The following is a 24,613-nucleotide window of genomic DNA, read 5'->3' on the forward strand; positions in this document are numbered from 1 at the left end:
AAGATGAGCCTCATGGGCACACTGGCGAAGATCGCCGTCGGATACGCCGCTGCGCGCGGGGTCGACCGTCTCTCGGGCGAACAGGGGCTCGGGCCGCTGATCGGCGGCAAGGCGCAATTGCCCGGCTCGGAGCCCGGCACCAACCTGCAGGCGCAGATGGGCAAGATGCTCGGCGGCAGCGGCAACCCGCTGGGTGCCATCGTCGAGCAGTTGCAAAAGAGCGGTCTGGGCAATCTGCCGGGGATGGATCAGGCCGGCCAGGCGGCAAGCTCTGGCCTTGCGGGGATGCTCGCCGCCATGGCCAAGGCCGCCAATATGGGCGGCAAGAACCTCGGCTCGATGCTCGACCAGATGAGCACGGCGCAGGCTGCCCCCGAGGCCGAAACCGCCGCCGGGCTGATGCTGCGGGCGATGATCCAGGCGGCCAAGGCCGACGGCGACATCGACAAGGCCGAGCAGGCCAAGCTGATGGACACGCTCGGCGAGGATGCCAGCGCCGAGGATATTGCCTTCCTCAAGGCGCAGCTTGCGGCAAAGGTCGACCCCGAGGCGCTGGCCAAGGACACGCCGGACGCGCAAAAGACGCAGGTCTATTCGGCCTCGCTGATGACCATCACGGTGGACACGCAGAAAGAGGCGGAGTATCTGGATCGCCTCGCCAAGGCGATGGGCCTGCCTGAGACCGCAGTCAACGCGCTGCATATGCAGATGGGCCTGCAGCCGCTCTACACCTGACTTACCCGAAGGCCCGCATGCAAAGACCGCCGCACTATGGCCTGGGGCTCGCCGCCCTGGGTGCTCTCGTCCTGACCCCCGACACGCTGCTCATGCGGCTGTCGCAGATGGACGGGCTGGCGATGCTGGTCTGGCGCGCGCTGGCGCTCGGCACGGTGTTCTGGGCGATCTTCCTGCTCACCAGCCGCGCGCCGCGCAATCTTGGCCTGCTGCTGACCCGGCCCGGGCTGACGGTGATCGCCTGCCAGAGCGCCAATGCCGCGCTCTTCTCGCTCGGCATCTCCATGGCGCCGGTGGCCGTGGTGCTCTTGGCGGTGGCGACCATGCCGGTCTGCGCGGCGCTGCTGTCGCGGCTGCTTTATGGCGAGCCGACGCGGCGATCCACATGGATCACCATGGCGGCGGTGCTGCTCGGCATCGCGCTGGCGGTCAGCGGCAAGGGCGGCACGGGCCATGGCACCACCGAGGCCAGCAACACGCTGGTCGGCGCGCTCTGCGGGCTGGGTGTGGCGCTGACCCTCGGGCTCAGCTTCGTCACCCTGCGTCATGCGCCGCGCCTGCCGCTGCTGCCGGCGATGGGCAGTGGCGCGCTGATCTCGGGGCTCTGCGGGCTGGTGCTGATCGCGCCGGGCGCACTGACCGAGGGCCACGCGCTGCCGATCCTTGCCACCGGCCTCCTGATCCTGCCGATCTCGTTCTTCTGCCTCAGCTCGGCCTCGCGCCACACGGCGGCGGCCAACGTCAGCCTGCTGATGCTGCTCGAGACGGTGCTGGGCCCGGTCTGGGTCTGGGCCTTCCTGCCCGAGAGCCCGAGCCCGCGGATGCTGCTTGGCGGCGCCATCGTGGTGGCCAGCCTCGCGCTCTACATCCTCAGCACGCGCCGCCGCCCGGTTTCGGCTTCTTCTCTTGCCAAATACGCCGGGGGTGAGGCGCCCCGCGCCGAGGGGGCAGAGCCCCCTGCTCGCCCGCCAGCCGCGCGCCCCTAAGGGGTCGCGACCGGCGCTCTCACAGGCCTCTCTCTCAGGCCCCTCTCACAGGCCCGCGCACACCTCCGAACAGCGCGTCACTCGACCAGCAGGTTGACCCGGCGGTTCTGCTTGCCCTTGTTCTCGATCTTGCCGAGACGGATTTCCCCGATCTCGCCGGTGCGCGCCACATGGGTGCCGCCGCAGGGCTGCAGGTCGATCTGCTCGTCGCCTTCGCCGATCCGCACCAGCCGCACATGGCCCGCGCCGCGCGGCGGCTGCACGCTCATGGTCTTCACCAGCTCGGGGTTGGCGTCGAGCTGCGCTTCGGTGATCCAGTCTTCGCTCACCGGCAGATCGGCGGCGACAAAGGCGTTGAGCTGCGCTTCCAGCGCCTCGCGGTCCTCGGGCGGTTCGGGCATGAGGAAATCCAGCCGTCCCTTGCCCGCGCCGATCTGGCCGCCGGTGACCGGCAGCGGCAGCGCCACCGACAGAAGATGCAGCGCGGTGTGCACGCGCATGTGCCGGTGCCGACGCTCCCAATCGAGGTACTGGGTGACATGCGCGCCGACCATCGGCAGCGGCTTGGGCTCGGCGGGAACCAGAATGATCGCACCGTCCTCGCCCTTCACCGCCGTGGCGATCTCGATCTCGCCGCCGGGCCAGCTGAGCCGCCCGCTGTCGCCGGGCTGGCCGCCGCCGGTGGCGTAGAACAACGAGGCATCGAGGATGATCCCGCCCTCATCGGTCAGGCCGATCACTTCGCCCGGCGCCTCGCGGCGGTAGGCATCTTCAAGGAACAGACGCTCGGTCAACTCTCTCTCCTAGGCATCATCCGGCCCGGCGGTCGGGAAGTCTTCGTCCCGATGCTCGGCCGTGGTCTCTGTATCGCTGTCGCGCGGCACCTGTTTGTCGCCGCTCTTGCCTGCCACGTCCGCCTGCGGCGGCACCGCATTGCTGCGCAGCGCCTCGGGGTTGCGCAGCCAGATGTCGCGCTGCGCGAAGGGAATCTCGATCTCTTCTTCGGCAAAGCGGCGGGCGATCTCGTGGTTGAAGTCCGACAGGATGTTCAGCTTCTGGTTCACGTCGCGCACGATGGCGCGGATCTCGAACTCCAGCGAATCCGCGCCAAACCGCGCGAAGACCACCGAGGGTTCGGGGTTCAGCAGCACCATATCGTGCTGGCGCACGATGCGCAGCAAGATGTCCTGCACCTTGCGCGTGTCGGTGCCATAGGCCACGCCCACCGAGGCAAAGACCCGCCCGATGACGTTGCCGCGGGTGAAGTTGGTCACCGTGCCCGAGATGAAATCCGAGTTCGGCACTATCACATCGGTGCGGTCAAAGGTCTCGATCCGTGTGGCGCGCACCGAGATGTCTTTGACGATGCCCATATTGGGGCCGACCTCGATCCAGTCGCCTTGGCTGATGGGCCGTTCGATCAGCAGGATGATGCCCGACACGAAGTTCTGCACGATGTTCTGCAGGCCGAAACCGATGCCGACCGACAGCGCCGAAATGACATAGCCAAGCGCGGTGAGGTTGATGCCCGCCGCGGTGATCGCCAGCAGCGCCGCCAGCATCACGCCAGCGTAGCCGAGCCCCGAAACCACCGCATTTTGCCCGCCGATGTCGAGCCGGGTCTTGGGCAGGATCGAGCTGCGCAGCCCGCTCTGCAGCAGCCGCGTGACGCTATAGCCCACGGCAAAGACCAGCAGCATGGTCAGGAAGCTGGTTGGAGAGATGCGTGTATCGCCCAGCAGGAAGCCTTCCTGAAAGCGCGCCCAAAGCTCTGTCAGATCGGCGATCCGCGCGCCCCAGATCAGCGCCAGCACGGGCAGCGCCAGCAGGATGATCACAAAGCCCGCCAGCACCGTGACGAGGCTGTCGTTGGGATCCTTACGGGTGATCAGCGCATAGAGATCGCGCACGAAACGCTGCAGCACCAGCACCAGCGCCAGCAGCGACAGCGTCTGCACCGCCGGGAACACCATGCCTTGGCCAACGCGGTGATAGCCGATTGCCGCAAGGATCGGGCCGGCGACGGAAAGGAAGATCGCGCCGCGACCGATCAGCCGGGCGATCTGCATGCGGAAGGTCGAGCCTTCCAGCAGCGTGCCCTCGCCGTCCGTGTCTTCGCTATCCTCTTCGCTCAGCCCCGACAGGATAAGCCCCAGCCGGAACAGCATCAGCGCCGACAAAAGCAGCAGCGGGAAGTCGAGAACCGCGATGGTTTCTTCGCTGAAGTCGTAAAGCTGGGCCAGAGTCTCGCCCATGCCGCGCAGCACGAAGAGCACAGCCAGCACAGACGAGTAGAGCCACGCCTCGGTGCGCTGCCAGCTGGGCAGCGGCATGGTGGCGATCGAGTCGTCGCTGTTGAAGCTCTGATCGGCCAGCCAGCGGATATAGAGCAGCACCATCCCCCAGATCGGCACGCTGATCAGGATGACGTTGAGGTTCTCGCCCGGCAGCCCCGAGATCTCGGCGGCCACCACCAGCAGGATCAGCCCCGCGAACGGCACGATGATCGAGCCCAGCGAGGCGACGAAGCGCCAGACGCCGGTGCCCCGCCGGGTGCGGCGGCGCAGCATTTCCTCGAGCTTGGTGATCCAGCGCGGTCCGCGCAGCAGCAGCAGGATCGACAGCCCCACCACAAGCACGATCACCGGCAGGTTCTCGCGGGCGGTGGCCCGGATCGTCTCGGAGGCAAGGTTGTCGCGCACGCCCTGCACCACCGATGCGCCCGCGCCCATGACCTCGCTGAACGCAGGCCCCCAGAGCTGCGGATTGAGCGGTGACGGTCCAAGCGTCAGCAGCCGGTTGGTCTGCAATTCCCGGATATTGCCGTCGATTTCGCTGATCAGACCATTGGCCTGCGTATAGGCCTCTTGCGCGCGGCGCCCCGGCGCCTGCGCCTGCGACAGCTGATCGTTCAGATCCGCGCGGCGCTGCGCAATGTCCTCGGCTTCACTCTCGCCTTCGGCCGGGGGCGGCCCCAGCGTTTCAAGCTGCGACTGAAGCGTGTCGATCCGGCCCGCGTTGGTGCTTTCCGCCTGCAGGAAACTGTCGCGCCAGCCAGCGATCTCGCGGCGCAGATCTTCGTATTCCTTGACCGTCGCCTCGCCGCCGTCGATCAGCGTGTCGGCTTTCTCGACGGTGCTCAGCCATTCTTTGTAGTCGATGTCAGACTGCGCCTGCGCGACCGTGACGGTCGCGCAGAGCAGCAGCATGGCAATCGCGGCGAGGCCGCGCCGGATCAGGGCAGTCATACGTCCTCGAAGACACCCGGGATCGACGCCGGCGAGCGGTCGAGCCAGCCGGGAACCGGCAGATCGCGCGAGCGAAGGAAGCCCGGGTTGAACAGTTTCGACTGATAGCGGGTGCCATAGTCGCACAGCACCGTGACGATCGTGTGGCCCGGACCCATCTCCTTGGCCATGCGGATGGCCCCGGCGACGTTGATGCCCGACGAGCCGCCCACGCAGAGCCCTTCTTCGGCCAGCAGATCAAACACCACCGGCAGCGCCTCGGCGTCGGGGATCTGATAGGCGAAATCGGGGGTGAACCCTTCAAGGTTGGCGGTGATACGGCCCTGCCCGATGCCCTCGGTGATCGAGTCGCCCTCGGATTTCAGCTCGCCAGTGGTGTAATAACTGTAGAGCGCCGCGCCCATCGGATCGGCCAGCCCCACCTTCACGCCCTTGGGCTGCAGCGCCATGCCGGTGCCGGCCAGCGTGCCGCCCGAACCCACGGCGCAGATGAAGCCGTCGACCTTGCCGCCGGTCTGCTCCCAGATCTCGGGGCCGGTGGTTTCCACATGCGACAGCCGGTTGGCCACATTGTCGAACTGGTTGGCCCAGATCGCGCCGTGCTTCTCGGTCTTGGCCAGCTCTTCCGCCAGACGGCCCGAATAGCGCACATAGTTGTTGGGGTTGCGGTAAGGCGCCGCCGGAACCTGCACCAGTTCGGCACCGGCCAGACGGATCATGTCCTTCTTTTCCTGCGACTGGGTCTCGGGAATCACGATCACCGTGCGGAAGCCCATCGAAGCGCCGACAAGCGCGAGGCCGATGCCGGTGTTGCCCGCGGTGCCCTCGACGATGGTGCCGCCGGGCTCGAGCAGCCCCTTCTCCATCGCGTCCTTGATAATGAACAGCGCCGCGCGGTCCTTCACCGACTGGCCGGGGTTCATGAATTCGGCCTTGGCGAGGATCTCGCAGCCCGTCATCTCGCTGGCTTTCCGCAGCCGGATCAGCGGCGTATTGCCAACCGCTTGTGCAAGATCTTGTGCCACGCGCATGGGTATCTCCCCTTGGTCTAACCGTTGGAGCACAGGTGTAGGGCGTGAGGGGGGTGAACTCAAGCCGCCGCGCGGAGCCTTTCACGCTGACGTGCCAGCCACAGCAGCATCATCGCCAGCGGCCCGGCGTTCACCTCGCCGCTTTCCACCAGCGCCATGGCGTCGTCAAAGGGCAGCACATGGCTGCGGATGTCTTCGTTCTCGCTGTCGAGACCGCCCAGACCGCCGCCGTGCTCGCCCAGATCGCACAGCCCGAGGAAGCAATGAAAGAACTCGCTGGTATAGCCCGGCGAGGCATAGACCCGCACCATCGGCTCCAGCGACCCCAGATGCAGCCCCGCCTCCTCGACCGCCTCGCGCCGGGCACAATCCTCGGGGCTTTCGCCCGCATCGACGAGCCCCGCCACCGGCTCGAGAATCCAAGGATGGCGATCCTCGCGCAGGATCGGGCCATAGCGCATCTGTTCGATCAGCAGCACCAGATCGCGCTCGGGGTCATAGGGCAGCACCAGCGCGGCGTCATAAGCCACAAAGCCCTCGCGCTGGATCACATCCGACATCGCGCCGTCAAAGCGCTCGTGCTGCAGGGAAAACTGCCGCATCCGGAAGAACCCATCATGCGCAGAACTGTCCGAGACAATGCGCACCGCATGCTCGCGCGTCCGGTCAGAGCGCAGCACACAGGGGGTCTCGCGGTCCGCGAGCGCCCGCGACCATGCGCGCGCGGCAAGATAGGGACGGATCGCCCGGACCATGGCGGCGGGCCGCTGGCCAAAGCCCCGCATGATCTCCCGCGCGATCTCGCACGCCAAGTCCCCCTGCGCACGCGCCCAAGTCTCGGCGTCAAAGCGCCGCTGGCCCTCAGCGCCTTCCGGCGACACAGGCGCCCGAACGGATTCCTGCACCTGCGGCACGTCGACCGGCACAAAATCGCCCTCCGACCAGCCGGTGAAATAGCACAGCCGCTCCAGATCCTGCGCCCCGCCGTCCGTCACCAGAACGCCCGCCGCGCTCTCGCCCTGCGCCATGCGCAGGCGGGTCAGCGTGTCAGCGCCGCCCGCAGGCGCCAGCACTGCGTGATCGGGCAGCACCGCGGGCACCAGCACCGGAGCCCGGCCAAGAACGATCTCCAGCAGCGGCGGATGGGCCAGCGTGCCGGTCAGGAACATCGTCATCGCGCTTATCTCCAGTTGCGTGCGGCAAACTCCGTGATCATGCCCGCAACGATTGCCCCCGCGAGCATGAGCAGGATGAACCCGCCATCGAGCAGAAGCGCGCCGAAGTCCAGAGTAAGTTGAAATACGGCGGCAAAAGCCTCCATCGCGCCGTCGTAACGATGCCGCATCGACAGGCGCAGCATCTCATAGCCCGCCTGCAAGAGCAGTCCGCAGGCCACCAGCGCCGCCGCCGAGGTCAGCCCGGCCGAGATGCCATTGGCATAGCCGCGGGCGCCGCGCGACCCCAGAAGCTTCCACCCAAGCACCAGCCCAAGCGCCACATTCACCCAGCGAAAATTTCCGAAGTCCTGTTTCTGATCGAGTATCTGGATCAGATAGCCCGACGCGAAATAGGCCAGTGCCGCAAGGCATAGGGCGCCAACAAGGCGCGACGCAGTGGTCATGAAGAGCCCCCCGGAAACGCGTAAGTAAAAATACCACGCCAGCTAACCCCGCTCTCCCGATGGATGCAAGATAGGCAGGGAACTTCCGTGGGGGCCGTTGCCGTTGCGCCGCGCGCGCCGGTATCAGAAATCGCGCTCTTCATAGGCGGTCAGCGCCGCCTGCCGCCCCTCAGCGGCGCTCACCACCGGCTTTGGATAGCCGTCCTTGGGCGACAGGTCCCAGCTGCGCGGCACCGCCTCGAAGTAATCCAATGCGTCCTGCGGCGGCTGGCTCTGGCCCTCGGCGATCCAGCGGCGGCGGTAGGCGCCTTTGGGGTCGAATTTCTCGGCTTGGGTCTCGGGGTTGAAGACGCGGAAATAGGGCGCCGCATCGGGACCGCAGCCCGCCACCCATTGCCAGCCCATGGCGTTCGAGGCCGGATCCCAATCCACGAGGCAATCGTCGAACCACGCCATGCCGATGCGCCAATGCACCATCATGTGTTTCGTCAGGTAGCTCGCGACGATCATCCGCGCGCGGTTGTGCATATAGCCCGTGACATACATCTCGCGCAGCGCCGCGTCGACGACCTCCATGCCGGTGCGCGCCTGCTCCCACGCCCGCACTTCTTTCAGACGGCGGTCTTCCTTCCAGGGAAAGGCCTTCCATTCCTCGCGCCAGTTGTCCTCGAGCATATGCGGCGTGTGCCACATCAGATGATAGGCAAACTCGCGCCACGCCAGTTCGGCGAGAAATTTTCCCGCGCCCGCTTTGCCGTCCGCCTGCGCCCGCAGCCCCGCGTGCCAGCAGCGCGCCGGGCTGATCTCGCCAAGGCTGAGATATTCCGACATGCGCGAGGTGCCGTCGACATCGAGCCGGTCGCGCATCTCGCCATACTCCCCGACCCCATCGCGGATGAACGCCCCGAGCCGGGCCTGCGCCGCCGCCTCTCCGGGCTTCACATGTTTGGCGAGCACCTCGGCGCCCCGGTTCATCGCCGCGCCGAGCTGCCAGTCCTTCAGCGCCTCGCTCTCCGGCCAGTCCGCTGGCGCAGGCAGATGCGAAGGTTCCGGCAAGGGCGCGGGCACCTCGCGCTCTTTTACTGCCCGCCAGAACGGGCTGTAGACCTTGTAATACCCGCCCTGCTTGGTCTCCACGGTCCATGGCTCGAACATCACATGCCCGGCAAAGCTGCGCGCGTCGATCCCGTCTTCCTTCAGCGCCGATTTGATGTCGGCGTCGCGCTCTACCGAGGCCGGGTCATAGGCGCGCTGCCAATAGACCGCGCCCGCCCCGGTCTCGCGCACCAGCGCCGGGATCACCTCGCGCGCAGGCCCCGCGCGCAGGATCAGCCTTGAGCCTTTCTCCTCCAGCGCGCTCATGTATACCGCCAGCCCCTGCTCCAGCCGCCATTTCGGCGCCGCGCCAAGCGCCTCGACCGTGCTGTCCCGCACGAACACCGGGATCACCGGCCCGCCGCGCTCCACGGCGGCACAAAGCGCCGCGTGGTCGGACAGCCGCAGATCGCGCCGGATCCACACCAATGTCGGGGACTGCTCACTCATCGCTCACCTCCTGCTCGTGCCGCAAGCTGGCCCGCAAGCGCAGGCGGTCAAGCACAGACGGCACAAGCCCTTTCATCTTTCCAAAAATACTCATGCACCGCGCCCCAACAGGGCGCGGCGCTCGGCAGAGGCCCGCCCCCACCTTTCATTGTTCCTTAAATACGCAGTCCGCCACCCCGCGGATCACCGGCCCCTCAAAGAACCTCATCCAGCGCCGCGATCAGCTTCGCGATCTCCGCCTCCGAGGTGTAATGGGTGAACGACAGCCGCAGCACGCCCTTCTCGGGGTCCACACCCTGCGCCTGCAGCGCCCGCACCGCGTAGAAATCGCCGCCCCCTGCCATGATGCCGCGCGCCGCCAGCGCCTCGTTCAGTTCGGCGGCGGGACGCGCGTGTTCCAGCGCCACGGTGGGCGCGCGGCGCTCGGCGTCCGACGGCCCCAGCAGGCGCACGGAATTGCGGCCCGAGAGATAGTCGAGCAAAGGCGCGGTCAGCGCCACTTCCTGCGAGCGCATCATGTCCGCCACGCCGCGCGCATCGGTGCCGTGATGGGCGGCCTGCGCGTCGATGTAATCGGCCATCCCGGCGCAGGCGGCGATCTGCGCATGGTCCGGCCCGGCGGGCGTGAAACGCTTGTAGAGGGTGCCCGCGTTGAAGAAATGCCCTTGGTTCGGCAGCGCCTCGCCAAGCGCGCGGCGGATCACCATAAGACCCTGATGCGGCCCATAGGTCTTATAGGCGGAGAAAAGGTAAATATCCGCCCCCAGCGCGCCCACATCGGGAAAACCATGCGGCGCATAGCTCACCCCATCGACGCAGGCATAGGCCCCGGCGGCGTGGATCATCGCGCAGATCTCACCCACCGGGTTGATCTCGCCCACCACGTTCGAGCAATGCGGGAAGCACACCAGCCGTACCTTCTCGTCGAGCAGATCGGCCAGCGCCGCCGGGTCGAGATGGCCGGTCTCGGGATCCATCCGCCACTCGCGCACCTCGATCCCCTCTTCCGCCAGCCGCCGCCACGGGCCGGAGTTTGCCTCATGGTCCTGATCGGTGACGATGATCGCCTCACCGGGCTTGAGGTACCGGCGAAAGGCGTTGGCCAGCACGAATGTGTTGGCGCTGGTCGAGGGGCCAAAGCTCAATTCCTCGGTCTCCACGCCCAGAAGCGCCGCCATACGGCTGCGCGCCTCATCCATCTCGGCGCCCCCGGCCTCGGCGGGCGCATAGGGGCCATAGGGCTGCATCTTGCGCTGGCGGTAAAAGCGCGTCAGCCGGTCGATCACCGCACCGCAGGTGTAAGACCCGCCCGCGTTCTCGAAGAAGGCGAGATCCCGCAGCGAGGGCTCGGCAAAGGCGGGGAACTGGGCACGGGTGAAATCGACGTCAAGCATCAGGCGCTCCTTGCAATTTGCGCAAATTCTCCCGCACCAAAGCCGCGCCGCGCGGCAGGGTCAAGGTGGTGACGCGGCGGCACAGGTGCTTGCGGCGCGGCCCCTGCGCGCTTATCTTCGTCTCAGCACCGCCGATCGTGGCGGCCGCAATGGAGAGTGGATGCTCGAGCTTGTCTGAATAGGCTCCCGCGCAATGGCGCCGGAGCCGCTGAAAACCCCGCAGAACCGGGTCCCTTCGGGGACCTGAGTTATCGCGTTTTTCATTCAGGCAAACATCATGAATATCTCGAAACACGAAAACCGTGTGCTGCACGTGCTGGCACAGGGTGGCCGCATCTCGCACGAACGTTGCGGCAGCCGCATCACCGACATCACCTGCATCACCACCGACGGGATGATCCTGTCGTCCTGCTCGCTGGAGATTTTCCAGCGACTTCGACGCAAACGCCTGGTCGCTTCGAAGGGCGGCGGCGCGTATCGTATCTCCGAGCGCGGGCGGCGGCTGGTCGCAGCCCGCCCCGACAACCGAGTTTAGGCACGTTCAGGGAGGCAGACATGCAGATCAGACCGGAACGACCGGAAGAGGCCGAGGCGATCTCGGCCCTCACCACCCACGCCTTTGCCACCGCCCCGCATGCGGATGGCACCGAGGCGCAGATCGTCGAAGGGCTGCGCGCCGCAAGCGCGCTGACCCTCTCGCTGGTCGCCGATGAGGGCGGCACCCTTCTGGGCCATGTGGCCGTCTCGCCGGTGCAGGTGGACGGGCATTGGGGCTGGCAAGGGCTGGGGCCGATCTCGGTGCTGCCCGAGCGGCAGGGCACCGGCATTGGCGCGGCGCTCATGCATGCGGCGGTGGAGCAACTGCGGGCCTCTGGCGCGCATGGCATCGTGCTGGTGGGCGATCCGGCCTTTTACACCCGCTTCGGCTTTCGTGCGGCACCGGGGATCGCGCTGACGGGCATCCCGCCCGAAGCGATCCTTGCCCTGCCGTTCCACGAGGCCATGCCCGAGGGCGCGCTGCGGTTTCACGTGGCCTTTGGCCTCGAATACTGAGCCCACGGCGTTTCAGACATCGCAGCGCGAAAACCAAACGCGGGCCCCGAGGGGCCCGCGCTTTTCTTTCCAGAGGTCAGACCCGTCAGGTCAGCCGCGCGGCTCGGCGCGCAGGCCGCGCCAGATCGCAAGACACATGATCAGCAGCACGATGGTGAACGGCAGACCGGTCGAGATGACCATCGACTGCAGCGACGACAGGCCGCCCGCCGAAAGCAGCAGCACGATCGCCACCGCGCCCTCGAAGACCGCCCAGAACACACGCTGCGGAACCGGTGCGTCGACCTTGCCGCCTGCGGTGATCGTGTCGATCACCAGCGAGCCGGAGTCAGACGAGGTGACGAAGAACACGATCACCAGCACCACCGCGATCACCGAGGTGATCGACGACATCGGCAGCCCCTCCAGCATCGCAAAGAGCGAGAGCGGCGGGTTGTAGCTGTCGATCACATTGGCTTTCACCATGCTGTTGGCCGGATCGCTCAGCACTTGGTCAATCGCCACGCCGCCAAACACCGCCATCCACAGCACGCAGACGAGGCTCGGGATGATCAGCACGCAGATCACGAACTCACGCACGGTGCGGCCACGGCTGACGCGGGCGATGAACATGCCCACGAACGGCGACCAGCTGATCCACCACGCCCAGTAGAACGAGGTCCAGCCCTGCACGAAGTCGGTGTCTTCACGGCCAACCGGGTTCGACAGCGGCACGAGGTCCACCAGATAGGCGCCGAGCCCGCTGAAGAAATCCGAGAAGATCATCATCGTCGGGCCGACCGCCAGCACGAAGACCAGCAGCAGCGCCGCAAGGCCCATGTTGATCTCGGACAGGACCTTCACCCCGCCGTCGAGGCCGCGGACCACCGAGACCAGCGCGATCGCGGTGATCCCCGAGATGATCAGCACTTGCATCGTCGAGCCGATCGGAACGCCGAACACATGGTTGAGGCCCGCGTTCACCTGCTGCGCGCCAAAGCCCAGCGAGGTGGCGAGGCCGAAGAGCGTGGCAAAGACCGCAAGGATGTCGATGATATGGCCCCACCAGCCCCAGACACGTTCGCCCAGCAGCGGGTAGAAGGCCGAGCGCACGGTCAGCGGCAGGCCCTTGTTGTAGGAAAACAGCGCCAGCGCCAGCGCCATCACCGCGTAGATCGCCCAAGGGTGCAGACCCCAGTGAAAGATCGTCGCCGCAAGGCCCATGGTCTTGGCCGCCTCGACGTTCTCGGGGATCAGGTTGCCATCTGCGTCAAAGGGCGACGGCACGCCGAGCGGCGAGCTGACCGCCATGTGGTAGACCGGCTCGAGCACGCCGAAGAACATGAGGCCAATGCCCATGCCGGCGGCGAAAAGCATCGCGAACCAACCCGCGTAGCCGTAATCGGGCGTCGCTTCGGCCCCGCCGAGACGCACCTTGCCCATCGGCGAGACGATGAGCACGAGGCAGAAGATGACAAAGATGTTCGCCGCGCCAAGGAAGAACCAATCGAAGGTCTTCGTGGCAAAAGAGAACAGCCAGCTGAACACCGCGCCCGCCTGTTCCGGCAGCGCGAGCGTGTAGAACACGAAGGCCACGACCACCGCACCCGAGATGAGGAACACCGGGTTGTGGATGTCGAGGCCGAACGGGCCGATTGTGGTTTCGATATTGTCCTGACCGATTTCATAGTCGGTCTGGATGATGTCCGACGCGCCTTCCGGCGCGGGGATACCCAGATCCTCGGTGTCTTCCGTGGAGTTGTTGTCGCTCACGTGTGGACCCTCCTTATTGTGTTGTCTTGTTGTGTGGTTCTTGGCGGTGTGCCTGTGTCATGAGCCTGAGAGGTGGCTCAGCGCACCACCATGACCGAGACTTTTGCGCGGGATGCCACCGTGCCGCCGTTGGACGGCCAGAAGTGGTCGGCGATGCCGGGGATATGGCTGGCCATCACCACGAGGTCGGCATCGGTGTCGAGGACCGCCTTCACCAGCGCCGGATCAAGGTCCACCGCCGGATCATGGGTGATCACCGGAAACGACTCCGCCTCGACCCCGGCCGCGAGAGCCTTGGCCTTGGCGAAAACGGCGAGTTTTTCGCCATATTCTTCCGGTGTGTGCGCGATCGACGAGGGGGTCGACGCGCTGACCCCGACATAGATCAGCTTGGCTCCGTAATGCGCGGCCAGATCCCCCGCCACGTCCAGAGCCTTCTGCAGCCGATCCGCATGGGTCAAATCGACCGGCACCATGATGCGTTTGAACATGGGTCCCTCCGTCTTTCACGGCCCCTGTGAGGGCCTGCGTGCCTGTTTCAGCAAGGCGTGACAGGGGCGCTGAGCCTCTGATCCCGCCTGCCCCTCTGTCACCCGCCGCGGCGGCCTATGCCCGCGCCAGCCTTGGGCAATTGCCGTTGGCGCGGGGCCGGAGCGGCCCGGCGGACCCCCGGCGCGCCATCAGCTAGCGCACGGAGACGTGAGGTAAAGGTTACATTTATTTTAGCTGCGGACCAAGCTTAGCCTGCCCTAGCGTCAGCGCGGCGGCTTTTCCCGCCCCTCTCGCTCCGCCCTGAGGCGGGATCACTCCGAAGGCATCAGAAACAGATCGCTGACCCAGCCCGCGCCGCCCGCGGCGGTGACCATCGCATGGATCTGCCCACGGTGATGCGTCTGGTGGTTGAACATATGCGCGATGCACAGCGCTTTCGGTTGTTGCTGCTCGCGCCCGCTCGCCCCCGACCACCAGCGCAAATCGCCCGCCAGATCCGCGCTGCCGAGGCCGTCCGCCCAGCCCAGCATATGCGCATCCAATTTCTGCCGCTCTGAAGACCATTCAGCCAACCCATCGGTCAGCGCCACGCTGTCGGCAATGCCTCCCTCGGGCCGCGCGATGTCCGAAAGACGACTGAGCCACATGCGATCGGCCCAGAGAAGGTGGTTGGCGGTGGCCAGAATGGAGCCAAAGAACGCGCCCCTCTGCGCCGTCAGATCCTGCGGCGGCAGCAAGGCAAGCTCCGCCTGCATCAACCGGTTCTGCCAGTCGTTATAGCGCGCAAGGCGCTGCACATCCGCTTGGTCCATCCGCTCTCTCCTGCTGGGCTGAAGCGCCGCATCCGGGCGGAAGTTAAGACCACCAAGGTCACAGCCGCAACTTATGCGCGTCCGGATCGGCAGAACCCCACTTGACCGGACCTGCGGGGATGCTAGTGAGGCGGGACGGTGGGCCTGTAGCTCAATTGGTTAGAGCAGGGCGCTCATAACGCCTTGGTTGCGGGTTCAAGTCCTGCCGGGCCTACCAAAACCGCCATATTCGGCGATCTCTCCCCTTGAACATTCCCTTGAACCCTCCCCCGAGCCTTGCTCTGACGTCCGGCCCCTGCCCTTCATGGCCAAACGGCTTGCTGCGGCCCTCCGCTTTCCAAGCGCCGGGTCGACAATCCATGCCACCAGCATGTGATTTGACCAATTTGCGCCACAGTTAGATCAAAGTTTCTCCGCTTAGTTAACCTAAATGATTCATTAACCACTGAGCAGATGCCCACTCCGGGCACCAAGAGCCTGAGGGCAAGGTCGCAAGAAACTATAAGTGATAAGGGGTAAACCTCATGCCAGACCGTCTTGATCGCCACCCGAAACTCGCCACCTCTTTTGTGGGTGTCATGTCTTTCGTCGTGATCGCGGCCACTGCCGCTGCCATCTTTGGCATCCGCTGGCAGGCAGAGGATTACGAGGTGCGTCTGCAGCGCGAACTGGGGCTGCGCAGCGCGCAGGCTCTCTCGCAGACCTTCAACAAGGCGATCGAACGGGAATGGGACTCGCTGCGCGCCGTCGCCGCCCGGACCGCCGACGCCTCCACCGAGGAAATGCAGGACTTCGCCGACGCCGTCATTCAAGCCGGTGGTCAGGTCGCCTGGGTCGGCTTCGCCTCGCCCGAAGGAATGATCATCGCAGGCTCTCGCGGCGAGCGTGTCGGTGATGCGGTGGATCAATGGAATTGGTTCCAGTCCGGCTTCAGCGGCGAGACCGTGGGCACCGCATGGACCAAAAAGCAAGGCGACGAAAGCGGCGAGCGTTTCATCAACCTGTCGATGCCGGTCACCGATGAGAACGGCGACACCAAGGCCGTGGTCGTCTACCGTCTGCGCATCTCTTGGGTCGCTGACTATATGGCCGATGCGGCCAGCAACCTCGCCGTCGGCGCGCTCATCCGCGACCGCAAGGGGCAGACCATCGTCGACACCCGCGGCGACGACCATACCGAAGAACTGCCGCCGCGCGTCGAAGGCATGATCCTCGCAGGCCGTCCCGACGCCGACCGCACCGCCCTGCAGCGCACCGACGCGGGCCATCTTTACGCCGTGCTGCCCAGCTTCACCAACGCGTCGATGCCGGGCTTTGGCTGGACGCTGATCGTCGATGTGCATGAGGACAGCTTTGCCGAGGCCCTGCCCGACTTCATGCGCGGCGTGAACATTCTGATCGCGGCGGTCGCCCTTGGCACCCTGCTCTGCGCCGCGCTGCTGTTCCGCCACCTCACGCGCCCGTTCCAGCGCCTGATCCAGACCGCCACCGCGCTCGCCGATGGTCAGGTCGTCTATCCTCGCGAAGAGCAGACCACCCGCGAGAGCATGCTTCTGTCGGCGGTGCTGGCGCGGCTCCAGACGCAAATCCAATCACTGCGGGCCACGACCCGCTAAAGGTTGACCCGCACCATAAAAAAAGGCCCGCAGCGGGAATGCTGCGGGCCTTTTCCTTTGCGGATTCCGGAAAGGGCTGGCTCAGGCGGAGGCCGCCGCCTTGGGCGCTGCACCCTGCCCGAGCACGTCCGCGGCGATTTCAAAGCTCTTCAGCCGCGCCGCGGGATCGTGGATCATCCCGGTCAGGATCATCTCATCGGGCTGGTACCGCGCGATCAGCGCCTCAAGCTGCTCCGCGACCGCCGCACGATCGCCAACCGCAGAGATCCGCAGCGCCGAATTGGCCGCCGCAAGGTAGCGCGGATCGGTCGCCGCCTCGATATCGTCGAGCGGGCGCGGCAGCTTGCCGGGGCGTCCGGTGCGCAGGTTGATGAAGGCCTGCTGCTGCGAGCTTTTCAGCCGCAGCGCCTCCTCGGTGGTGTCCGCCGCCCAGACGTTGGCCGCCAGCATGAAATGCGGCTCCTGCGTCACCCCCGGCTGGAACCGGCTGCGGTAGACGTCGATCGCCTGCTCCAGCGCGTCGGGCGCGAAATGCGAGGCAAAGGCGTAAGGCAGCCCGAGATGCGCCGCCAGCTGCGCGCCAAAGAGCGACGAGCCGAGGATCCACACCGGCACATGCGTGCCCTCGCCGGGCACCGCGCGCACCGGCTGATGCGGCTCGGCGGGTTGGAACAGGCCAAGCAGTTCGACCACATCTTCGGGGAAGCGATCGGCGCTCTGCGCCATATTCCGGCGCAGCGCCATGGCGGTGGTCTGATCCGAGCCCGGCGCGCGCCCGAGACCAAGGTCGATACGCCCGGGAAACAGCGTCTCCAGCGTGCCGAACTGTTCGGCGATGACCAGCGGCGCATGGTTGGGCAGCATGATGCCGCCCGCGCCGACGCGAATGGTCTTGGTCGCCGCAGCCACCTGTCCGATCACCAGCGAGGTCGCCGCCGAGGCGATGCCGGGCATATTGTGATGCTCGGCCAGCCAATAGCGCGCGTAGCCCCAGGCCTCGGCGTGCTTTGCCAGCTCGAGCGTGTTCTGCAGTGCCTGCGCCGTCGTGCCGCCTTCGGGCACCGGCGAAAGGTCGAGCAGGCTGTAGGGAATGCGGGTCATGGAGAGCCTCTTTATCGTGTCGACCCACGATATAGGTGCCACACGCCCGCACCGTCACCCTGCACAGGCGCACACAGCGCGCCCGAACCTGTGCACCCGCACAAACCGCCTCAGCGCGCCGCCATGCGGATCGCACCGTCGAGGCGGATCACCTCGCCGTTCAGCATCGGGTTCTCGACGATATGCTGCACCAGCGCGGCATATTCCGCCGGATCGCCAAGCCGCGCCGGGAACGGCACCTGCTGGCCAAGGCTGTCCTGCACCTCCTGCGGCAGCCCCTGCATCATCGGCGTCAGGAAGAGCCCCGGCGCGATGGCGCAGACGCGAATACCGGTCGGGGCCAGATCGCGCGCCATGGGCAGCGTCATGCCGACCACGCCGCCCTTGGAAGCGGCATAGGCCACCTGCCCGACCTGCCCCTCATAGGCGGCGACAGAAGCGGTGTTGACAATGACGCCTCGGTTGCCGTCCTTATCCAGCGGCGCGTTCTGCGCCATCAGCGCCGCCGCCTGCGAGGCGACGTTGAACGTGCCGGTGAGGTTGATGGCGATGGTTTTGGCAAAGAGCGCCGGATCATGCGCCGCGCCGCGCGAGACGGTCTTGGCCCCCGGCGCGATCCCGGCGCAGCTGACCGCCACATGCAGCGCGCCATGCGCCGCGGCGACCTGCGACAGCGCGGCGGCGACGCTCTCGGGGTCGGTCACATCGGTCTCGATAAAGCTGCCGCCGATGTCGCCCGCCGTCACCGGCCCGCGCTCGCCATCCTTGTCCAGCAGCACCACTTTGGCGCCAAGCCCCGCGAGCCGCACCGCCGTCGCCGCGCCAAGCCCCGAAGCGCCGCCCGACACCACAGCCACGACATTTTCGTCGATCTGCATGAAATCCTCCAGTTTCTCCTCGGGCGCGAGATGACCGCAGCCAAGGGCCCGCGTCCAGCGCGCGGGCGGAGGGACGTTGCGTCAGCCCTCGCGCGTGGCCGCTTCGATCACCGGGCTGCCAAGCGCGCCATAAAGGATCATCACCACGGCGCGGCTCGGCGCTTCCTTCAGCGTCTCGCCCAGTTCTGCCACGGTCGAGGCGACCATGCGCTGCCCGGCCTTGCTGACGTTCTCGGCCATCAGCGTCGGCGTCTCGGGCGGCAGCCCTGCCGCGATCAGCCGTTCTGCCAGCTTCGAGAAGGTCCGCCGCCCCATGTAGACGCAGGTGACTGCCTCGGGATCGGCGAGCGCGGCGAGGTTCATTTCCTCGGGCAGCGCGCCGGTGACGTCATGGCCGGTGACAAACTGCAGCCGCCGCGCGGTAAGCCGCCGGGTGAGCGGCATGGACGCCGCCGCCGCCGCCGCCGAGGCCGAGGTCACGCCCGGCACCACCTCGAAGGGAATGCCCGCCTCGGTCACTGCGGCGATCTCTTCCTCGAGCCGTCCGAAAATGCCCGCGTCGCCCGATTTCAGCCGCACCACATGCTGGCCCGACAGCGCATGTTCGACCAGCAGCGCGCTGACGTATTCCTGCTTTGGCGAGGGGCAGCCCGCGCGCTTGCCCACGGCGACCATTTCGGTGTCCGCGCCGCACAGATCGATGATCGGACCGGAGGCGAGATCGTCATAGAGCACGGCATCGGCGGCCTGCAGGCATTTCAGCGCCCGCACGGTCAGCAGATCGGGGTCTCCGGGACCGGAAGAAACGAAACTGACAAAGCCGGACATGGGGCCTCCGTGAGCGGAATGAGCGGTGCGCCCTCTGCTACGCCGCGGAAGGGAGCGGTGCAAGCTGGGTGCTGCGCCAACGTGCCCGGAATCAAGGCGAAGCCGCCGGGCGAGCGCCGGCCCGTCCCGGCGGGCTGGCGCTTTGGTAGGTTCCACAAGGCGACACGGTCATCCGGGTTTGGCCTACATAAAGCGCCCTAGCCGCAGCTTGCGGCGCCACCCCACGGGCCAGCGCTCACCCGGCGGCCTCCGGCCCGTCCGGGCACCTTCCCAGCCGGAGCAAGGCGCGCAGCGCCGCCGGCCAGCGGCAGACCGCCCCCCGGGCGGCCGCTTCTATGACATTACCGCGCGCTCGGCCGTTCAGCGGTGCGGCACGATAAAGCGCTGCCCCTCAAGCGCCGCAAGCGGCAGCCCGCGGTCGGCCTCTGACCTCTGTTCCGCCTGTAAGACGACTCGCGGCTCCCCCAGCACCACAAAGAAAACGCCCCGCACCTTGCGGTACGGGGCATCAAATCTCGACCTGTGGTCAGGAAATCAGAGGCGCGAGGCCACGTTTTCCCAGTTCACGAGGTTGTCGAGGAAGTTCGCCAGATAGGCCGGACGCTTGTTGCGGAAGTCGATGTAGTAGGAGTGCTCCCACACGTCGCAGCCAAGCAGCGCGGTCTGGCCGAAGCACAGCGGGTTCACGCCGTTCTCGGTCTTGGTGATCTTCAGGCCACCGTCGGTGTCTTTCACCAGCCACGCCCAGCCCGAGCCGAACTGGCCTGCGCCAGCGGCCGAGAAGTCTTCCTTGAACTTGTCGAAGGTGCCGAAGGACTCGGTGATCGCCTTTTCCAGCTCACCCGGAAGCGCGTTCTCGCCCGGGCCCATCATTTCCCAGAACTGGGTGTGGTTCCAGTGCTGCGACGCGTTGTTGAACAGGCCGGACTGGGCGACAGCGCCGGACTCGTAGGTGCCCTTGACGATCTCTTCCAGCGACTTGTCCGCCCACTCGGTGCCGTCGATCAGCTTGTTCAGCGTGGTGACGTAGGTGTTGTGGTGGATGTCGTGGTGATACTCCAGCGTCTCCTTGGACATACCCTTGGAGGCCAGCGCGTCGTGGGCATAGGGAAGGTCGGGAAGTTCAAAGGACATATGCGTTTCCTTTCGCCTGTCTGTGAGTTTGAGTGTATTCCTAGACCTGCTACACGCGAGGTCAAGCTAAGTTCCGTGTACCATTGCACTCAGGGCTGTGCGGCAAGCTCGTTCAGCGGTGCGCCTTCGCAGATGCCACTGGCCTGAAAGACCCGGTCAAATCCCGCCGGGATCGCGGTGACGACAACCTCTCCACTGCGCTTGTCGAACCCTGCGCGGTAGAGCATTCGCCGCGTCTGCTGCGCCCCCGATCCGACCGGATAATCCCATGTAAAGCTGATCCTGCGCGTGCTGTCGCTGGCCACTTTGCCCAGCACCGGCAGGCCGAAATTATAGCTCAGCGCGATTGGGTCCGAGATGATCACGCGGCCAGTTTCGGGATCATGGGCGATGAACAGCACGGGCGGAATCCAGCGCTGACTGTAGGGCACATGAATGCGGCACAAATATCCGATCGCCCCCGCAGGCACGACCAACGGTATTTCGTCCGCCGCCGGTGCGGCCAACGCGCGATCCTGCCGTGCGGCGGGGGCTCCGCCCGCCCAAAGCGTCTGAGCGCTCAGCGCAACCGGCCCCGCAAGCGCGCCGATCTGCGCCGCCACACGAAGGTGGCGCAGGGCGATGCGGGCGATGGCATGCGCTTGAAACCTCATCCGATCGCCCTTCTCCCTTGCGCTACGTCTGCCGACGCTACGGGTGCCGGGCCAAAGGTGCAATGAGCTTCGCCCTAGAAATATTCGAAATCCGGGCCATTTTTCGCCGCGCCGGACAGCAGCCGAAAGACATAATCGGCCACCGAGCGAAAGGCGAAGATCTGCGCCTCCTCGTCCGAGACCAGCCAGATCGCGGCAGCCGCCTGCGAAAGCCGGGTGCGGCGCAGCGCCCCGACCGGGAACGCGGCGGGCGCCATATTGCTGGGCGTGAGCCGCGCCAGCGTCTCGCGCAGGCAGCCGCCGGTCAGGCTCAGCCGCACCCGCATGTCCGACACGTCGAGCACCAGCGCATGCGCCCCGGCGTCATCCAGCTCGGCCTGCAGCCGCCGCGCCGCTTCAGCGGCTTCGCCATGCGGCAGCAGCAACAGCAGCTCATCGGGCGACATCCACAGCAGCCCGCGCTCCGCCGTGCCCGAGACCTGCCAGCGCCCCGGCAGCGCGCAGCCCGCCAGCGCCTCGACCGGGCCGGCAAAGGCCGGATGATCGAACGCGCCGCGCAGCGAAACCATGCCGCAGGGCCCCATCTCGCGCAGGGTGATCGCGCCTTCGGCCACGGCGCCCATCAGCGGGCTCATCGGCTCCATGGTGATCTCAGACATCGTTCCTTGCCCCCTCGGCATCGTAAAAGACCGGGCTGACGATCCGCGCTTTCAGCGTGGTCTTGGCCTCGTCTGCGGGATCATAGTCATCGGTGGTGAAGGTCAGCTCCTCGCCCATCCGCTGCGGTCCGCCGCGCACCAGCGCCATGGCGATCCCCTTGCCCAGCGTCGGCGAGAAATAAGAGGACGTCACCCGCCCCTCGGTGTTGCGCTGGCCGTTGGCGTTCTTGCCCGCCGCGATGGCGAGCGCGCCCGTGGGCAGCACACCGCCGTCGTCCATCTCGAGCCCGACCAGTTTCCAGCGGGTCTGATCGGCCATATGAACCCGCTCCTGCGCGCGCTTGCCGAGGAAGTCTTCTTTCTTCTTCGAGATCGCCCAGCCAAGGTTCAGGTCCTGCGGGATCACCGTTCCGTCGGTCTCGTCGCCGATCATGATGAAGCCCTTCTCGGCGCGCATCACATGCAGCGCCTCGGTGCCATAGGGCGTGACGTCCCATTCCGCGCCAAGCTCCAGCAAACGCCCCCAGAATGCCCGCCCGAGGCTCGCCGGAACCGCCACCTCATAGCTCAGCTCCCCAGAAAAGGAGATGCGGAACACCCGCGCCGGGAAGCCGCCGAGCGTGCCTTCGGCAAAGCTCATGAAAGGCAGCGCCTCTTTGCTGAGGTCCATGCCGCCGAGCTTTTCGAGAAGGCGCCGCGCCTGCGGGCCGACCACGGCGACCTGCGCGTAGGCCTCGGTTATATTGGCGGTGTAGACTTGCCAGTCAAACCATTCACATTGCAGCCAATCTTCCATATGGGCATGCACGTGGTCGGCGCCGCCCGTCGTGGTGTGGCAGAGCCAAGTGTCCTCGGCCAGCCGGACCACAACGCCGTCATCCATCAAAAAGCCGTTCTCGGTGCACATCAGCCCATAGCGGCACTTGCCCACCGGCAGCGTGCTCATCATGTTGGTGTAGAGCATGTCGAGGAATTTGCCCGCATCCGGCCCTTTGACGACAATCTTGCCCAGCGTGGATGCATCCAGCAGCCCAAGGCTTTGACGTGTCGCAAGAATCTCGCGATTGACCGCCATCTCGGTGGTCTCGCCCGGACGCTTGTAACAATAGGGCCGCCGCCATTGGCCTACCGGCTCGAAGGTCGCGCCATTGGCCTCATGCCACGCATCCATCGGCGTGCGGCGCAGCGGCTGGAACAACTCGTCCCGCGCCTCGCCGGTGATCGCGCCAAAAGAGATTGGCGTGTAAGGCGGGCGGAACGTGGTGGTGCCGACCTGAGGAATGGCCTCATCCAATGCATCAGAAAGCACTGCAAGACCATTGATATTGCTAAGTTTACCCTGATCTGTCGCCATGCCGAGCGTGGTGTAGCGCTTGGCGTGTTCGACACTCTCATAGCCCTCGCGGGCGGCAAGCTGCAGGTCCGATACTTTCACGTCGTTCTGATAGTCGAGGAAGGCCTTCATGCGCAGATCGGGCGTCGCCTTGCTGGGCATGATCCATGTGGCCAGAAGCGGGGTCTCGCCAAGGTCCTCGCCGGTTGCAGCGCTACCTTTCGCCTCTTCACGCCCCACTTCAAGAGCGGCTTTTAGACCCGCCTTATCAGCGCCTTGCAGGACATAATTGAGCCTCATTTCACCATCAGCCGCGCCCGCCGCAATCAGGTTTCCCGTACCATCGGCACCGCTGGCGGCCCGCACGGGATCGGGTCTGAAGAAAGCGCCATCCTCGTCCCATCGCAGCTTGCCGCCGCAATGCGACCAGAGATGCACCACCGGAGACCAGCCGCCCGACATGGCAAGCGCATCGCAGGGAATATCCTCGAGCACATTGCCGGTGCCATCGGCAAGACAGCTGTGCACCGTCGCCACCCGCGCCCCGCCCGTGACTTTTGCCACCGCGCGTCCGGGATCGACGCGCACGCCGCGCTCGCGCACCAGTTCCATCAACTTGCCGCCGCCCATGGGCCGCGCGTCGAGCACCCGCTCGACGATCACACCGGCGTCCACCAGCGTCAGCGCGGTGCGATAGGCGTCGTCATTGTTGGTGACGATCACCACCTTCTCGCCGGGCGTGACGCCATAGTTGACCACATAGTCACGCATCGCCGAAGCCAGCATCACCCCCGGCACGTCATTGCCCGCAAAGCTCAGCGGCCGCTCGATCGCGCCGGTGGCGGTGATGATGCGCTTGGCGCGGATCCGCCAGAGCCGGTGACGCGGACCCGCCGCGCCCGGCGCGTGATCGGTGAGCCGCTCGTAGCCGAGCACATAGCCATGATCCTGCACCGCCGCGCCCATGCAGCGCGCGACGCGGCGCAGGTTCGGCAGTGCATCAAGCTCGGCCAGAGTCGCCTCGACCCACGCCTCGGGCGTCATGCCGTCGATCATCCCGCCATCGACCGGCGCACGCCCGCCCCAATGCGGCGATTGTTCGATCAGCAGCACCTCGGCCCCGGCCCGCGCGGCGGTCTTGGCGGCCTGCAGCCCCGCGATGCCGCCGCCGACCACCAGCACGTCGGTGTGAACATGGAAATGCTCGTACCCATCGGCGTCGCGGCTTTCCGGATGCGGCGCCTTGCCGAGCCCGGCGGCGCGGCGGATGACCGGCTCGTAGAGATGCTTCCAGAAGGCGCGCGGCCAGAGGAAGGTCTTGTAGTAGAACCCCGCGGGCAGAAAGCGCGAGAGCGCCGCGTTCACCGCGCCGATGTCATACTCGAGGCTGGGCCAGCGGTTCTGGCTTTCGGCGGTGAGCCCGTCAAAGACCTCGGTGGTCGTGGCGCGCTGGTTCGGCTCGAAACGCGGGCCGGTGCCAAGCCCGACCAGCGCGTTCGGCTCTTCCGCCCCCGAAGCGATGACCCCGCGCGGGCGGTGATATTTGAAGCTGCGCCCCATCAGCAGCCGGTCGTTGGCGATAAGCGCCGAGGCCAGCGTGTCGCCGGGATAGGCACTCATCGATGTGCCGTCGAAGGTGAAGCGGATGCTCTTGGAGCGGTCGATGAAACGACCGCCCTTGGCCAGACGGGTGCTCATGTGCGGTGCCTCGCTGTCTGGAATGCGCCGGAGCCTCCGGCGGG

General features: G+C 66.3%; 22 protein-coding genes and 1 tRNA gene. 6 read left to right on the top strand and 17 right to left on the bottom strand.

Going from position 1 to position 24,613, the window contains the following annotated elements; translation table 11 throughout:
* The first annotated feature begins 3 nt into the window (after positions 1-3).
* Entirely contained in the window at positions 4-735 is a 732-nt protein-coding gene (locus G0A00_RS08560) for a DUF533 domain-containing protein (protein ID WP_164179740.1), read from the top strand.
* Positions 736-752: 17 nt separating this feature from the next.
* Positions 753-1,721 (top strand): DMT family transporter, encoded by a 969-nt coding sequence (locus G0A00_RS08565; protein WP_164179741.1) that lies wholly within the window; start codon positions 753-755, stop codon positions 1,719-1,721.
* 77 nt (positions 1,722-1,798) lie between these two features.
* Here G0A00_RS08565 and G0A00_RS08570 read toward each other — a convergent pair whose 3' ends face one another.
* From G0A00_RS08570 to G0A00_RS08600, 7 genes are all read right to left on the bottom strand, one after another.
* Positions 1,799-2,515: an alanyl-tRNA editing protein gene (locus G0A00_RS08570; protein WP_164179743.1), complete on the bottom strand. Its 717-nt coding sequence runs from the start codon at positions 2,513-2,515 to the stop codon at positions 1,799-1,801.
* 9 nt (positions 2,516-2,524) lie between these two features.
* On the bottom strand, positions 2,525-4,969 hold the full coding sequence (locus G0A00_RS08575) for a DUF3772 domain-containing protein (protein WP_164179745.1): 2,445 nt from the start codon (positions 4,967-4,969) through the stop codon (positions 2,525-2,527).
* Positions 4,966-6,000, bottom strand: a complete 1,035-nt coding sequence (locus tag G0A00_RS08580) for a cysteine synthase A (RefSeq protein WP_164179747.1) — start codon at positions 5,998-6,000, stop codon at positions 4,966-4,968. Before G0A00_RS08580 ends, G0A00_RS08575 begins: the two co-directional genes overlap by 4 nt.
* A 59-nt stretch (positions 6,001-6,059) precedes the next feature.
* On the bottom strand, positions 6,060-7,175 hold the full coding sequence (locus tag G0A00_RS08585) for an NUDIX domain-containing protein (RefSeq protein WP_164179749.1): 1,116 nt from the start codon (positions 7,173-7,175) through the stop codon (positions 6,060-6,062).
* 5 nt (positions 7,176-7,180) lie between these two features.
* Positions 7,181-7,621 carry a TrgA family protein gene (locus G0A00_RS08590; RefSeq protein WP_164179750.1) on the bottom strand — a complete coding sequence of 147 codons (441 nt, stop codon included), beginning with the start codon at positions 7,619-7,621 and terminating at the stop codon, positions 7,181-7,183.
* 123 nt (positions 7,622-7,744) lie between these two features.
* Entirely contained in the window at positions 7,745-9,166 is a 1,422-nt protein-coding gene (locus tag G0A00_RS08595) for a deoxyribodipyrimidine photo-lyase (RefSeq protein ID WP_164179752.1), read from the bottom strand.
* Positions 9,167-9,360: 194 nt separating this feature from the next.
* Positions 9,361-10,560, bottom strand: a complete 1,200-nt coding sequence (locus G0A00_RS08600) for an aminotransferase class V-fold PLP-dependent enzyme (protein WP_203595318.1) — start codon at positions 10,558-10,560, stop codon at positions 9,361-9,363.
* A gap of 277 nt (positions 10,561-10,837) precedes the next feature.
* On the opposite strand from G0A00_RS08600, the gene G0A00_RS08605 reads away from it, so the two are divergent.
* Complete coding sequence (locus G0A00_RS08605; protein ID WP_066099669.1) at positions 10,838-11,095, top strand: YjhX family toxin; 258 nt, start codon at positions 10,838-10,840, stop codon at positions 11,093-11,095.
* Between the two features lie 20 nt (positions 11,096-11,115).
* A complete protein-coding gene (locus tag G0A00_RS08610) occupies positions 11,116-11,613 on the top strand; it encodes a GNAT family N-acetyltransferase (RefSeq protein ID WP_164179754.1) in 498 nt (165 codons plus the stop codon).
* Positions 11,614-11,703: 90 nt separating this feature from the next.
* Here G0A00_RS08610 and G0A00_RS08615 read toward each other — a convergent pair whose 3' ends face one another.
* The 3 genes from G0A00_RS08615 to G0A00_RS08625 form a co-directional block, all read right to left on the bottom strand.
* On the bottom strand, positions 11,704-13,365 hold the full coding sequence (locus G0A00_RS08615) for a BCCT family transporter (RefSeq protein ID WP_066099663.1): 1,662 nt from the start codon (positions 13,363-13,365) through the stop codon (positions 11,704-11,706).
* A gap of 77 nt (positions 13,366-13,442) precedes the next feature.
* Entirely contained in the window at positions 13,443-13,856 is a 414-nt protein-coding gene (locus G0A00_RS08620) for a universal stress protein (protein ID WP_164179756.1), read from the bottom strand.
* A 312-nt stretch (positions 13,857-14,168) separates the two neighbouring features.
* The gene (locus G0A00_RS08625) at positions 14,169-14,669 is read right to left on the bottom strand and encodes a DinB family protein (RefSeq protein ID WP_164179758.1); all 501 of its coding nucleotides are present in this window, start codon (positions 14,667-14,669) and stop codon (positions 14,169-14,171) included.
* Positions 14,670-14,809: 140 nt separating this feature from the next.
* Between G0A00_RS08625 and G0A00_RS08630 the strand changes: the two genes are divergently transcribed.
* Together G0A00_RS08630 and G0A00_RS08635 are read left to right on the top strand one after the other, a co-directional pair.
* Positions 14,810-14,886 (top strand) — tRNA-Ile (locus tag G0A00_RS08630).
* Positions 14,887-15,193: 307 nt separating this feature from the next.
* Positions 15,194-16,285 carry a cache domain-containing protein gene (locus G0A00_RS08635; RefSeq protein WP_164179760.1) on the top strand — a complete coding sequence of 364 codons (1,092 nt, stop codon included), beginning with the start codon at positions 15,194-15,196 and terminating at the stop codon, positions 16,283-16,285.
* 81 nt (positions 16,286-16,366) lie between these two features.
* Here the strand turns inward: G0A00_RS08635 and G0A00_RS08640 are convergent, their stop codons facing one another.
* The 7 genes from G0A00_RS08640 to G0A00_RS08670 all read right to left on the bottom strand — a co-directional run bounded on the left by G0A00_RS08640 (position 16,367) and on the right by G0A00_RS08670 (position 24,569).
* Complete coding sequence (locus tag G0A00_RS08640; RefSeq protein WP_164179762.1) at positions 16,367-17,386, bottom strand: LLM class flavin-dependent oxidoreductase; 1,020 nt, start codon at positions 17,384-17,386, stop codon at positions 16,367-16,369.
* A 110-nt stretch (positions 17,387-17,496) separates the two neighbouring features.
* On the bottom strand, positions 17,497-18,264 hold the full coding sequence (locus G0A00_RS08645) for an SDR family NAD(P)-dependent oxidoreductase (protein ID WP_164179764.1): 768 nt from the start codon (positions 18,262-18,264) through the stop codon (positions 17,497-17,499).
* A gap of 81 nt (positions 18,265-18,345) precedes the next feature.
* Positions 18,346-19,092 carry a uroporphyrinogen-III C-methyltransferase gene (gene cobA, locus G0A00_RS08650; RefSeq protein WP_164179766.1) on the bottom strand — a complete coding sequence of 249 codons (747 nt, stop codon included), beginning with the start codon at positions 19,090-19,092 and terminating at the stop codon, positions 18,346-18,348.
* Between the two features lie 534 nt (positions 19,093-19,626).
* The gene (locus G0A00_RS08655) at positions 19,627-20,226 is read right to left on the bottom strand and encodes a superoxide dismutase (RefSeq protein ID WP_066099648.1); all 600 of its coding nucleotides are present in this window, start codon (positions 20,224-20,226) and stop codon (positions 19,627-19,629) included.
* An 89-nt stretch (positions 20,227-20,315) separates the two neighbouring features.
* On the bottom strand, positions 20,316-20,879 hold the full coding sequence (locus tag G0A00_RS08660; RefSeq protein ID WP_164179768.1) for a hypothetical protein: 564 nt from the start codon (positions 20,877-20,879) through the stop codon (positions 20,316-20,318).
* Between the two features lie 74 nt (positions 20,880-20,953).
* Positions 20,954-21,538 carry a sarcosine oxidase subunit gamma gene (locus G0A00_RS08665; RefSeq protein WP_235952938.1) on the bottom strand — a complete coding sequence of 195 codons (585 nt, stop codon included), beginning with the start codon at positions 21,536-21,538 and terminating at the stop codon, positions 20,954-20,956.
* Complete coding sequence (locus G0A00_RS08670) at positions 21,531-24,569, bottom strand: sarcosine oxidase subunit alpha family protein (RefSeq protein WP_164179770.1); 3,039 nt, start codon at positions 24,567-24,569, stop codon at positions 21,531-21,533. Before G0A00_RS08670 ends, G0A00_RS08665 begins: the two co-directional genes overlap by 8 nt.
* Positions 24,570-24,613: the final 44 nt, after the last annotated feature.

Origin of the sequence: Salipiger sp. PrR002, from assembly GCF_010500775.1 — a bacterium.
GTDB lineage: Bacteria > Pseudomonadota > Alphaproteobacteria > Rhodobacterales > Rhodobacteraceae > Salipiger.

Excerpts from the sequence above, each read along its gene's own strand:
- G0A00_RS08560 (WP_164179740.1), top strand. The coding sequence starts at position 4 with ATGAGCCTCATGGGCACACTGGCGAAGATCGCCGTCGGATACGCCGCT.
- G0A00_RS08565 (WP_164179741.1), top strand. The coding sequence starts at position 753 with ATGCAAAGACCGCCGCACTATGGCCTGGGGCTCGCCGCCCTGGGTGCT.
- G0A00_RS08575 (WP_164179745.1), bottom strand. The coding sequence starts at position 4,969 with ATGACTGCCCTGATCCGGCGCGGCCTCGCCGCGATTGCCATGCTGCTG.
- G0A00_RS08580 (WP_164179747.1), bottom strand. The coding sequence starts at position 6,000 with ATGCGCGTGGCACAAGATCTTGCACAAGCGGTTGGCAATACGCCGCTG.
- G0A00_RS08585 (WP_164179749.1), bottom strand. The coding sequence starts at position 7,175 with ATGACGATGTTCCTGACCGGCACGCTGGCCCATCCGCCGCTGCTGGAG.
- G0A00_RS08590 (WP_164179750.1), bottom strand. The coding sequence starts at position 7,621 with ATGACCACTGCGTCGCGCCTTGTTGGCGCCCTATGCCTTGCGGCACTG.
- G0A00_RS08595 (WP_164179752.1), bottom strand. The coding sequence starts at position 9,166 with ATGAGTGAGCAGTCCCCGACATTGGTGTGGATCCGGCGCGATCTGCGG.
- G0A00_RS08600 (WP_203595318.1), bottom strand. The coding sequence starts at position 10,560 with ATGCTTGACGTCGATTTCACCCGTGCCCAGTTCCCCGCCTTTGCCGAG.
- G0A00_RS08605 (WP_066099669.1), top strand. The coding sequence starts at position 10,838 with ATGAATATCTCGAAACACGAAAACCGTGTGCTGCACGTGCTGGCACAG.
- G0A00_RS08610 (WP_164179754.1), top strand. The coding sequence starts at position 11,116 with ATGCAGATCAGACCGGAACGACCGGAAGAGGCCGAGGCGATCTCGGCC.
- G0A00_RS08620 (WP_164179756.1), bottom strand. The coding sequence starts at position 13,856 with ATGTTCAAACGCATCATGGTGCCGGTCGATTTGACCCATGCGGATCGG.
- G0A00_RS08625 (WP_164179758.1), bottom strand. The coding sequence starts at position 14,669 with ATGGACCAAGCGGATGTGCAGCGCCTTGCGCGCTATAACGACTGGCAG.
- G0A00_RS08635 (WP_164179760.1), top strand. The coding sequence starts at position 15,194 with ATGCCAGACCGTCTTGATCGCCACCCGAAACTCGCCACCTCTTTTGTG.
- G0A00_RS08640 (WP_164179762.1), bottom strand. The coding sequence starts at position 17,386 with ATGACCCGCATTCCCTACAGCCTGCTCGACCTTTCGCCGGTGCCCGAA.
- G0A00_RS08645 (WP_164179764.1), bottom strand. The coding sequence starts at position 18,264 with ATGCAGATCGACGAAAATGTCGTGGCTGTGGTGTCGGGCGGCGCTTCG.
- cobA (WP_164179766.1), bottom strand. The coding sequence starts at position 19,092 with ATGTCCGGCTTTGTCAGTTTCGTTTCTTCCGGTCCCGGAGACCCCGAT.
- G0A00_RS08655 (WP_066099648.1), bottom strand. The coding sequence starts at position 20,226 with ATGTCCTTTGAACTTCCCGACCTTCCCTATGCCCACGACGCGCTGGCC.
- G0A00_RS08660 (WP_164179768.1), bottom strand. The coding sequence starts at position 20,879 with ATGAGGTTTCAAGCGCATGCCATCGCCCGCATCGCCCTGCGCCACCTT.
- G0A00_RS08665 (WP_235952938.1), bottom strand. The coding sequence starts at position 21,538 with ATGTCTGAGATCACCATGGAGCCGATGAGCCCGCTGATGGGCGCCGTG.
- G0A00_RS08670 (WP_164179770.1), bottom strand. The coding sequence starts at position 24,569 with ATGAGCACCCGTCTGGCCAAGGGCGGTCGTTTCATCGACCGCTCCAAG.